General features: G+C 67.1%; 11 protein-coding genes. 6 read left to right on the plus strand and 5 right to left on the minus strand.

Going from position 1 to position 9,764, the window contains the following annotated elements; translation table 11 throughout:
• The first annotated feature begins 118 nt into the window (after positions 1-118).
• Entirely contained in the window at positions 119-1,012 is an 894-nt protein-coding gene (gene apbC, locus QRO93_RS06180; protein WP_053509409.1) for an iron-sulfur cluster carrier protein ApbC, read from the plus strand.
• 78 nt (positions 1,013-1,090) lie between these two features.
• The gene (dcd, locus tag QRO93_RS06185; RefSeq protein ID WP_006459366.1) at positions 1,091-1,663 is read left to right on the plus strand and encodes a dCTP deaminase; all 573 of its coding nucleotides are present in this window, start codon (positions 1,091-1,093) and stop codon (positions 1,661-1,663) included.
• A gap of 75 nt (positions 1,664-1,738) precedes the next feature.
• On the opposite strand, the gene QRO93_RS06190 is transcribed toward dcd, so the two are convergent.
• Genes QRO93_RS06190 through QRO93_RS06200 form a run of 3 tightly spaced genes read right to left on the minus strand, consistent with a single transcriptional unit; the run spans position 1,739 to position 3,012 of the window.
• Positions 1,739-1,906 carry a LiaI-LiaF-like domain-containing protein gene (locus tag QRO93_RS06190; protein WP_005410498.1) on the minus strand — a complete coding sequence of 56 codons (168 nt, stop codon included), beginning with the start codon at positions 1,904-1,906 and terminating at the stop codon, positions 1,739-1,741.
• 15 nt (positions 1,907-1,921) lie between these two features.
• Positions 1,922-2,344, minus strand: a complete 423-nt coding sequence (locus tag QRO93_RS06195; protein ID WP_006459301.1) for an HIT domain-containing protein — start codon at positions 2,342-2,344, stop codon at positions 1,922-1,924.
• Positions 2,341-3,012, minus strand: coding sequence for a dienelactone hydrolase family protein (locus QRO93_RS06200; protein ID WP_053450410.1), 672 nt, complete (start codon positions 3,010-3,012; stop codon positions 2,341-2,343). Before QRO93_RS06200 ends, QRO93_RS06195 begins: the two co-directional genes overlap by 4 nt.
• Before the next feature lie 204 nt (positions 3,013-3,216).
• Here QRO93_RS06200 and rimO point away from each other — a divergent pair, with 204 nt between their 5' ends.
• Complete coding sequence (gene rimO / locus QRO93_RS06205; protein ID WP_006459296.1) at positions 3,217-4,578, plus strand: 30S ribosomal protein S12 methylthiotransferase RimO; 1,362 nt, start codon at positions 3,217-3,219, stop codon at positions 4,576-4,578.
• Entirely contained in the window at positions 4,575-5,402 is an 828-nt protein-coding gene (locus QRO93_RS06210) for a DUF3025 domain-containing protein (protein ID WP_164087272.1), read from the plus strand. The genes rimO and QRO93_RS06210 overlap by 4 nt, the downstream gene beginning before the upstream one ends.
• Positions 5,403-5,516: 114 nt before the next feature.
• Here the strand turns inward: QRO93_RS06210 and greB are convergent, their stop codons facing one another.
• Both greB and QRO93_RS06220 read right to left on the minus strand, forming a co-directional pair.
• Entirely contained in the window at positions 5,517-6,023 is a 507-nt protein-coding gene (greB, locus tag QRO93_RS06215; RefSeq protein ID WP_049458814.1) for a transcription elongation factor GreB, read from the minus strand.
• Positions 6,024-6,102: 79 nt separating this feature from the next.
• Entirely contained in the window at positions 6,103-7,608 is a 1,506-nt protein-coding gene (locus QRO93_RS06220; RefSeq protein WP_180878481.1) for a helicase HerA-like domain-containing protein, read from the minus strand.
• A 123-nt stretch (positions 7,609-7,731) separates the two neighbouring features.
• On the opposite strand from QRO93_RS06220, the gene QRO93_RS06225 reads away from it, so the two are divergent.
• Together QRO93_RS06225 and QRO93_RS06230 are read left to right on the plus strand one after the other, a co-directional pair.
• Positions 7,732-9,339, plus strand: coding sequence for a transglycosylase SLT domain-containing protein (locus tag QRO93_RS06225; protein WP_180878480.1), 1,608 nt, complete (start codon positions 7,732-7,734; stop codon positions 9,337-9,339).
• A 23-nt stretch (positions 9,340-9,362) separates the two neighbouring features.
• Positions 9,363-9,710 (plus strand): ribonuclease E inhibitor RraB, encoded by a 348-nt coding sequence (locus tag QRO93_RS06230; protein ID WP_049458810.1) that lies wholly within the window; start codon positions 9,363-9,365, stop codon positions 9,708-9,710.
• Positions 9,711-9,764 lie beyond the last annotated feature (54 nt).

Consider the following 9,764-nt stretch of genomic DNA (forward strand, 5'->3'; position numbering starts at 1 on the left):
GCTGGAGACCAGCCCCGCAGCCCAAAACAGTGCTTCAGGAACGTAACATGAACTTAACAATCTGTGCACGAATCCGTAGCAATCCTGAATTTCAGTCAGGCTACGTCCAGCTTGTATGATGTTGGGTTATCCCCCCCTGATTCCGCTGGTGCCCGTTGTGAACAGTTCTCTCCGCCGTCCCCATGCCAGCCAGGTCCAGAAGGGGCTGACGCCGCATGCCCGCATCCGCAACGTGATCGCGGTTGGTTCGGGCAAGGGCGGCGTCGGCAAGTCGACGACCGCGGTCAACCTGGCCGTTGCGCTGCAGCAGTTGGGTGCGCGTGTAGGCGTGCTGGATGCGGACATCTACGGTCCCAGCGTACCGGCCATGCTGGGCCTGTCCGGCCGTCCGGAAAGCCCTGACAACAAGAGCATCGAGCCGCTGCGCGCGTTCGGCGTGGATACCATGTCGATCGGCTACCTGATCGAAGAGGACACGCCGATGATCTGGCGCGGCCCGATGGCCACCTCGGCGATGACCCAGCTGTTCAACGACACCCTGTGGGATGACCTGGACTTCCTGCTGATCGACCTGCCGCCGGGCACCGGTGACATCCAGCTGACCCTGACCCAGAAGATCCCGCTGGCCGGTGCGGTGATCGTCACCACGCCGCAGGACATCGCCACGCTGGATGCGAAGAAGGCGCTGAAGATGTTCGAGAAGGTCGAAGTACCGGTGCTGGGCATCGTCGAGAACATGGCCGTGCATACCTGCAGCAACTGCGGGCACGTCGAGCACCTGTTCGGCGAAGGCGGTGGCGAGCGCATGGCGGCGCAGTACGGCGTGCCGCTGCTGGGCTCGCTGCCGCTGCAGATCGGCATCCGCGAGCAGGGCGACGCCGGTACCCCGATCACCGTCGCCCAGCCCGATTCGGTGCCGGCCCAGGCCTATCGCCATGCCGCACAGCGCCTGGTCGAGGAAGTCGGCAAGCGCCCGCGCGCGTCGATCCCGATCCTGTCTTCGCTGCTGTAAGTGCCTGCGCAGGGGCCGCCGGCCACGCCCGGCCCCCTGCTAGAATCCTCGCGCCCCCTCGCATTCCCAGGACAAAGCATGAGCATCAAGAGTGACCGTTGGATCCGCCGCATGTCCGAGCAGCACGGCATGATCGAGCCGTTCGAGGCCGGGCAGGTCAAGCAGGCCAACGGCGAGCGCATCGTCAGCTACGGCACGTCCAGCTATGGCTACGACGTGCGCTGCTCGCGCGAATTCAAGGTGTTCACCAACATCAACTCGACGATCGTCGATCCCAAGCACTTCGACCCGGGCAGCTTTGTGGATATCGTCGGCGACGAGTGCATCATCCCGCCGAACAGCTTCGCGCTGGCCAGGACCGTCGAGTACTTCCGCATCCCGCGCGACACCCTGGTGGTGTGCCTGGGCAAGAGCACCTACGCGCGCTGCGGCATCATCGTCAACGTGACCCCGCTGGAGCCGGAATGGGAAGGCCACGTGACCCTGGAATTCAGCAACACCACGCCGTTGCCGGCGCGCATCTACGCCAACGAGGGCGTGGCCCAGATGCTGTTCTTCCAGGCGGCATCCGATGACGTCTGCGAAACGTCGTACAAGGATCGTGGCGGCAAGTACCAGGGCCAGACCGGCGTGACCCTGCCGCGGACCTGATGACGGTGGGCCGTTTGTGGAGCCGAGCCATGCTCGGCTCTACATGAAGGAAGGCGGCGCAATGCGCCGCCTTCGTCATTTTCCGCGACCGAACAGCATGGCGATGCCGACGCCCACCAGTGCCACCGGCCACCACGTCAGCAGCAGCTTGGACAGGTTCAGGTGCGTCCAGCCGAGGTTGCTGGCAAGCATGAACAGGCCGATCAGGATCAGCAGGATGGCGGCAACGAGGTTGAATCGCATCGGGTCGGCGAAGGCTCAGGAGTGGGCCGGATATCCTAGCCGGTCCTTCCAGTAGGCGACATGCTGGTCCAGTGCCGACGGCTCGTAGCGGTGTGCCGGGCCGCTGCCCCAGACCGGGCCCGGCCAGGCCGGATCGCCGTCATGGCGGCCGATCACGTGGAAATGCAGCTGGCGCACGATGTTGCCCAGCGCGCCGATGTTGATCTTCTCCACGCCGTCGGCGCCCTTCAGGGCCTTGCAGGCGCGGTTGAGCTCGGTGCGCAGCTTGTCCTGCTGTTCGCCGTCCAGCTCGATCCACTCGGTCACCCCGGCCAGGCGCGGTACCAGCACCAGCCAGGGGAATCGTTCGTCGTTCATCAGTCGCACTTGCGACAACGGTCCTTCGGCCACCAGCACGCTATCGGTGGCCAGGCGTGAATCGAGTTCGAATTCGCTCATCCAAGATGCTCCGAGAAGAAGTCCAGGGTGCGTTGCAGCGCCAGGGTGGCGCTGTCTGGATCATACGCATGTCCGACCTCGCGGTTGAAGGCGTGATCGGCCGGATAGACGAAGGTGGCCATCTGCGGCAGCTTCTCGCGGTGGGCCTGCACCGCCTCCGGCGGGATGCTCTTGTCCTGGGCACCGAAGTGGAAGATCACCGGGGCCTTGGGCGTCTCATCGAGGAACTGCACGTTGCGCGCACCGTAGTAGCTGACCGAGGGCAGGCCCAGGCGCACTGCCGACAGCATCGCCACGGTGCCGCCCCAGCAGTAGCCGACCGTGCCGACCTTGCCGTAGGGGGCCAGTCGGGTTGCCGCGGCGCGGACCACTTCCAGCGCCTTCTCCATGCCCAGCGCGGCGACCCGTTCCAGGCCGTCCTTCACGCCCTCGGGGCTGTAGGGGAGGGCGTCGGGGTCGGCATCGGGGCCGTCGACCAGGTCGAAGAACGACGGCGCCAGCACCGCGTAGCCTTCGGCGGCGAAGCGCTCGGCCACGCTGCGGATGTGCGGGTTGGCGCCGAAGATTTCCTGCACCACCACCAGCCCGCCACGCGGGGTGCCTTCCGGCAGGGCCTGCCAGGCCCGTACCGGGCCGTGATGGGTATCCAGGGTGATCCACTCGGCCATCGTCATCTTCCTCGTTGCAGGGAACAGGACTGCATTGTCGGCGCTGCGCGGGTTAGCAGCGTGTCAGCGGCTGTGCGGGATCGGGCGGCTGGCCGTTCAGAGCGCCGCGCCCAACCCCGGTATACTGGCGCCCTTTCAGGCCCCGGCCCCCAGGAACCCCTGCCACGCCGGCAGGGGCCCAGGCCCCCAGAGTCCCGCGATTCCATGTCCCAGCTGAACCCCAAAGTCGGCTTCGTCAGCCTTGGCTGCCCGAAGGCCCTCGTCGATTCCGAGCGCATCCTCACCCAGCTCCGCTCGGAGGGCTACGACATCGTCCCGTCCTACGATTCGGCCGACGTGGTGGTGGTCAACACCTGCGGCTTCATCGATTCGGCAGTGACCGAGTCGCTGGACGCGATCGGCGAGGCGATGAACCAGAACGGCAAGGTCATCGTCACCGGCTGCCTGGGCAAGCGCCCGGAACAGATCCGCGAGGCGTACCCGAACGTGCTGGCGGTGTCCGGCCCGCAGGACTACCAGAGCGTGATGGAAGCGGTGCACGAAGCGCTGCCGCCCAAGCACGATCCATTCGTGGACCTGGTGCCCGACTATGGCATCAAGCTGACCCCGCGCCACTATGCCTACCTGAAGATTTCCGAGGGCTGCAACCACAAGTGCAGCTTCTGCATCATCCCGTCGATGCGCGGCAAGCTGGTCTCGCGCCCGGTCGACGAGGTACTGCGCGAAGCCGAGCGCCTGGTGCGTGGCGGCGTGCGTGAACTGCTGGTGGTGTCGCAGGACACCTCGGCCTACGGCGTGGACGTGAAGTACGCCGAGAAGATGTGGCGCGACAAGGCCTACCAGACCCGCCTGAAGGCGCTGTGCGAAGGCCTGTCCGAGCTGGATGCGTGGGTGCGCATGCACTACGTCTACCCGTATCCGCACGTGGACGAAGTCGTGCCGCTGATGGCCGAGAACCGCATCCTGCCGTACCTGGACATCCCGTTCCAGCACGCCAGCCCGCGCATCCTGCGCCTGATGAAGCGTCCGGGCGCGGTCGAGAAGACTCTGGAACGCGTGCAGAACTGGCGCCGCATCGCGCCGGACATCACCGTGCGTTCGACCTTCATTGTCGGCTTCCCGGGTGAGACCGAGGCCGAGTTCGAAGAGCTGCTGTCGTTCCTCGACGAAGCACAGCTGGACCGCGTGGGTGCGTTCGCCTACTCGCCGGTCGAGGGCGCCACTGCCAACGATCTGCCCGACGCCGTGCCGGAGGAAGTGAAGCAGGAACGCCTGGCACGCTTCATGGAGAAGCAGGCGCAGATTTCCGCCGCGCGCCTGGAAGCCAAGATCGGCACCGTGCAGCAGTGCCTGGTCGATGCCATCGAAGGCGACATCGCCGTGGCCCGTTCCAAGGCCGATGCGCCGGAGATCGACGGCCTGGTGCACATCCAGAACGCCGACCAGGTGCCGCTGCGCGTAGGCGAATTCGTCGACGTGGAGATCACCGAGAGCGACGAGCACGACCTGTATGGTGACGCGCTGGCGGCCGCCACCCGCCCGGCGTTCGATCTCAAGATGCTGTGACCGCCGCCGCCGGTGACAACGGCGGCCCCCGGCGCTTCGTGCCGCCGCCGCGTGCGGCGGTTGATCCGCAGGCATTCAGGCATCCGCTGTTTGGCGGGCTGCAGGACTTCCGTGACCTGCTGGGCGGCACTGCATGGCCGTCCATCGCTGCGCTTGATGCGCGGCTGGCGCTGCCCGGCAAGCGCCTGCTCGAGCAGGACGCTGCGCTGCTGGCCGACGGCCTGCACTACGAGGTGCGTATCGCGCAGGGACGCATCGCTACCCGTGCCGACAACTGGCATGACCTGTTCAATGCACTGGTGTGGGCCCGTTTCCCGCAGCTCAAGCAAGCACTCAACGCGCAGCAATGCCGGCATATCGAGACAATGCCGCCGGGCCAGCGCAACCGCGCGCAGGCGGCACTGACCCAGTTCGACGAAACCGGCGTGATCGTGCGCGTGTGCGATGACGCGTTGCTCGCGGCATGGGATGGGCATGACTGGCCTGCGTTGTTCGAGCCGACGCGCTGGCACAGCGGTGACATCGCCATCGCTGCGGTATTCGGCCATGCGCTGATGGAACAGGCACTGCTGCCGGGCCGCCTGCTGGTGGGCAAGTGCGTGGTGGTGCAGGGGGATGATGATGATCGCTGCATCGCCGAGGTGGCCGCGGCCATCGGCGAGGGCAGGGCGATCACCGATCCGGCGCAGCTGCGGCCGCTGCCGTTGGCGGGCATTCCCGGCTGGCATGAAAGGCAGGATGCCGCCTTCTACGCCGACGCCGACTACTTCCGTCCGCTGCGTGCCGGCCGCGCGTACCCGCCGCCGTTGCACGCGGCCCAGTAGAGTCGAGCTCGCTCGACTGCCCCGTTGCGTAGCGTCGAGCTTGCTCGACTGGCTGCAGGTGTAGTCGAGCAAGCTCGACTCTACAACGGCAACGCAGTCGAGCATGGCTCGACTCTACAACGGTGCGTATTCCACCCCGATCACCGCGAAGGTGAACTGCCCGCCGGGCAGCTCCACCGAAAATTCATCATCCAGCCGCTTTTTCAGCAGCGCCCGCGCCAGCGGCGAATCGATGCTGATCCAGCCCAGGCCGGCGTCGGTCTCGTCCGGGCCGACGATGCGATAGCGGCTGGTGTCGCCGCTGTCGACATTCTCCAGCTCCACCCAGGCGCCGAAGAACACCGCCTGCGGATCGGTCGGGGTGGTGTCGACCACGCGCAACGCTTCCAGCCGCTTGGTCAGGTAGCGCACGCGGCGGTCGATCTCGCCCAGCTGCTTCTTGCGGTAGGTGTACTCGGCGTTTTCCGAGCGGTCGCCTTCTGCAGCGGCTGCCGCCAGTGCCTTGACCACCTCCGGCCGTCGCACCCGCCATAGCTCGTCCAGTTCGGCCTTCAGCCGGGCGTGGCCGGCGGCGGTGATCAGCGCGGTGCTCTTTTCTGCGGGGGGACGCCAACGGGACATGCAGCACGACTTCTCTTGCGATGGGGAACGGGCGCGTCGCACCAGGCCTGGCGCGACGCGCGGAAACAGCAGGTGGTCCTCAGCGCTTGCCGCCGAAGATGCCGCCCAGGATGCCACGCACGATCTGGTTGCCCAGCTTGGTGCCGACGGTGCGCGTGGTCTGCTTGGCCATGGTCTCGATCATGCCCTGGCGGCGCTTGGTGCCGAAGATCGCGTCCTTGATCGACTGGCCGAAGCCTCCTTCCTGCGCCTCGTCCTGCTCGCGGCTGCGTGCGGCAGGGGCCTGCGCCTGCTCGGTCGCCTTCTGCGCGCGCTGCGCCAGCAGCTCCGCCGCCGATTCACGGTTGATCGCGGTGTCGTAGCGGCTGCCGACCGGGCTGCCGGCGCGCACCTGGGCGCGTTCGGCGTCGGTGATCGGCCCCATCCGGCAGCGCGGCGGCGCGATCATCGTCTGCTGCACCGGCATCGGTATGCCCTTGTCCTGCAGCGTGGAGACCAGCGCTTCACCGGTGCCGAGCTGGCTGAGCACCTTGGCTACGTCCAGTTTGGGATTCGGCACGAAGGTTTCGGCCGCGGTCTTCACCGCCTTCTGGTCACGCGGGGTGAACGCACGCAGCGCGTGCTGCACCCGGTTGCCGAGCTGGCCGAGGATGTTGCCCGGCACGTCGTCGGGGAACTGCGAGCAGAAATACACGCCCACGCCCTTGGAACGGATCAGGCGCACGACCTGCTCGATGCGCTGCACCAGCGACGGCGGCGCATCGTCGAACAGCAGGTGCGCCTCGTCGAAGATGAAGACCAGCTTCGGCTTGTCCAGGTCGCCCACTTCCGGCAGCTGCTCGAACAGTTCCGACAACAGCCACAGCAGGAAGGTGGAATACAGCTTGGGCTTGAGCACCAGCTGGTCGGCGGCGAGGATGCCGATCATGCCGCGGCCGTCGTGATTGACCCGCATGATGTCGGCCAGCTCCAGCGCTGGTTCGCCGAAGAAGTGCTCGCCGCCGTCCTGGGCCAGGCGCAGCACCGAGCGCTGGATCGCGGCGATCGACTGTGCGCTGACCAGCCCGTATTCGGTGGAGATGTCCTTGCGCTCCTCGGCCACCAGGCCGAGCAGGGCACGCAGGTCGTCCATGTCCAGCAGCAGCAGGCCACGGTCGTCGGCCAGCTTGAACACGATGTCGAGCACGCCGGCCTGGGTGTCGTTCAATTCGAGGATGCGCGACAGCAGGGTCGGGCCCATTTCGCTGACGGTGGTGCGCACCGGATGGCCGAGCTTGCCGTAGAGATCCCAGAAAATGGTCGGGCTGGCGGCCGGGGCATAGTCGGCCACGCCGATCTCGGCGGCACGCTGCAGCAGGTTCTCGGCACCGGTGCCGGGCACGGCCAGGCCGGATACATCGCCCTTCACATCGGCCAGGAACACCGGCACCCCCAGCCGCGAGAAGCCTTCGGCCAGGGTCATCAGGGTCACCGTCTTGCCGGTGCCGGTGGCGCCGGCCACCAGGCCGTGGCGGTTGCCGAGTTTCGGCAGCAGGGTGACGGCAATATCGTCGGTGATGCCTTTGCCGAGCAGAATCGGATCCATGGTCCAGCCCTTGTAGTGAATAGCCCAATGTTAACGGGCAGGGGTGACGGTCCGAAGGTCCGGCTTGCCCCGACCTTGGCGGCGCCGCTACTCTGCCTGCCTGTTTCGCACACAGTGCCATCAATGCCCGTTCCTGTCCTGATTTCCCGCGGTTGGCCGCTGCTGGCCCTGGCCGGCCTGGTTTCCCTGGCGCCTGACGCCCATGCGCAACGGGTCTCGGCCCGGGACAAGGTGAAGGTCGATGCGCTGCAGCAGCGCATGACAGCCGCCGAGAAGCGCTACAGCGACGCCCTGCTGCTGGTCGCCAATGCCGACCCCAAGGGCAGCAACGAGGCCGACGCCGCGCTGGAGGACATGGAAGATGTCCTCAACGACTGCGTGAAGCAGAAGGGATGCCAGATGGGCACGCTGCTGGCCAGCTACAAGCGCCTGCTCAAGCATGACGCCGATGCGGCGGCCAGCGATGACGTGGCCGATGAGGGCGGCGACCGCCTGGAAGCCGACCCCGACCATATCGGTCCGCTCACCGCAGACGTACCCGAGGCGGCCCGCGCCGCCGCACTGCTGAACGACAAGCGGCACGCCTTCGACACGATGGTCGAGTACAACCCGGCGGTGCAGGCCGGCATCCGCCGCTGGCTGACCGACATGCGCCCGGCGCTGCTGACCAGTTACGAGAACTACCAGAACCTGCGCGCGGTGATGTGGCCGGAGTGGGAAAAGCGCGGGCTGCCCGAGGCGCTGCTGTTCGGCATCATGGCCAAGGAATCCAACGGCCGCGTGCATGCCTCATCGCGCGCGGGTGCCGCCGGCCTGATGCAGTTCATGCCGGCCACCGGCCGCCGCTTCGGGCTGGGCCCGGACGGCACCGGTTTCGACACGCGCTTCGATGCGCGCAGCGCCGCCGAAGCCAGTGCCAGTTACCTCAACGAGCGCCTGCGCGAGCTCAACAACAACGTGGAAATGTCGGTGGCCGCCTATAACGGTGGCGAAGGCCGCGCCGCGCGGGTGTTCAAGCAGAGCGGCGGCCAGAGTTTCTGGACCGACAGCGTCTACAACCAGTTCCCCGGCGAGACCAAGGACTATGTGCCGATGGTGATCGCCGCGGCCTGGATCTTCCTGCACCCGCAGCAGTACGGCGTGGAGTTCCCGAAGATCAGCGCGCAGCCGGCCACGCTGCGCCTGGCCAGGTCCACCACCATCTACGAACTGACCATCTGCCTGGGCAGCCACGGCACCCGTGATGGCTACATGCGCGCGCTGCGCAACCTCAACCCGCGCTATGAAGCCGATGGCTGGATTCCGGCCGGCACGCTGATCAACGCCACCACCCGCATCGCCGGCCTGTACCAGCGCAACTGCGTCAGTGGCCCGCGTGCGGACCTGGCCCGCACCCTGATCACCGCCGACCTGAACGCGGCGATCAAGCGCCCGACCGCGGCCAGCTACACCGGCAGCGTGGCGGTGGGCGGTGTGGTGCCGGTGGCCGATGCCGCAGCCTCGACCAGCGTGCCGACGACACCCGTGGCGGCGGTGGCGACCCCGCGTCCGGCGCCCGCCCGGGCAAAGCCGGTGCGCAGCCACAAGGTGGGCAAGGGCGAGACCCTGGGCGCCATCGCTGCGAAGTTCCAGTGCGACGTGCCGACCCTGGCCCGCGCCAACGGCCTGAAAGCCCCCGCCTACAGCCTGCGCCACGGCCAGACGCTGAAGCTGCAGGGCTGCGACAAGTAATCCCCACGACCCCTGGAACCCGCATGGACCTCGAAGACACCCGCAACCTGTTCGCCAACCTCCGCGAGAACACCGACTGGGACATCAGCGGCCCGTTGCTGTGGGGCTATTTCTTCGTTCACTCGACCGCCGAGCCGCTGCAGGCCCTGGCCGACCACCTGCAGGCGCAGGGCTACACCTTCGTCGAACTGTTCGAGCAGGAGCCGGAAGAAGGCGACGCGCCGTTCCATGTGCTGCACGTGGAGCGCGTGGAGATCCACGACGAAGCCTCGCTGGACCGCCGCAACCAGGAATTCGCGGCCCTGGCCACTGAAAAGGGCGTGGAAGACTACGACGGCATGGACGTCGGCCCGGCCCCGGCCCTGCAGTAACGCGCGTACCGGTAGTGCCGGCCGCTGGCCGGCAATGCCCGACGCGTTGGATCA

The organism is Stenotrophomonas maltophilia group sp. Smal17, assembly GCF_030237045.1.
Classification (GTDB): Bacteria; Pseudomonadota; Gammaproteobacteria; order Xanthomonadales; family Xanthomonadaceae; genus Stenotrophomonas; species Stenotrophomonas forensis.

Bases quoted from the DNA above. Each gene is read 5' to 3' on its own strand.
- apbC (WP_053509409.1), top strand. From the start codon at position 119: ATGTTGGGTTATCCCCCCCTGATTCCGCTGGTGCCCGTTGTGAACAGT.
- dcd (WP_006459366.1), top strand. From the start codon at position 1,091: ATGAGCATCAAGAGTGACCGTTGGATCCGCCGCATGTCCGAGCAGCAC.
- QRO93_RS06190 (WP_005410498.1), bottom strand. From the start codon at position 1,906: ATGCGATTCAACCTCGTTGCCGCCATCCTGCTGATCCTGATCGGCCTG.
- QRO93_RS06195 (WP_006459301.1), bottom strand. From the start codon at position 2,344: ATGAGCGAATTCGAACTCGATTCACGCCTGGCCACCGATAGCGTGCTG.
- QRO93_RS06200 (WP_053450410.1), bottom strand. From the start codon at position 3,012: ATGGCCGAGTGGATCACCCTGGATACCCATCACGGCCCGGTACGGGCC.
- rimO (WP_006459296.1), top strand. From the start codon at position 3,217: ATGTCCCAGCTGAACCCCAAAGTCGGCTTCGTCAGCCTTGGCTGCCCG.
- greB (WP_049458814.1), bottom strand. From the start codon at position 6,023: ATGTCCCGTTGGCGTCCCCCCGCAGAAAAGAGCACCGCGCTGATCACC.
- QRO93_RS06220 (WP_180878481.1), bottom strand. From the start codon at position 7,608: ATGGATCCGATTCTGCTCGGCAAAGGCATCACCGACGATATTGCCGTC.
- QRO93_RS06225 (WP_180878480.1), top strand. From the start codon at position 7,732: ATGCCCGTTCCTGTCCTGATTTCCCGCGGTTGGCCGCTGCTGGCCCTG.
- QRO93_RS06230 (WP_049458810.1), top strand. From the start codon at position 9,363: ATGGACCTCGAAGACACCCGCAACCTGTTCGCCAACCTCCGCGAGAAC.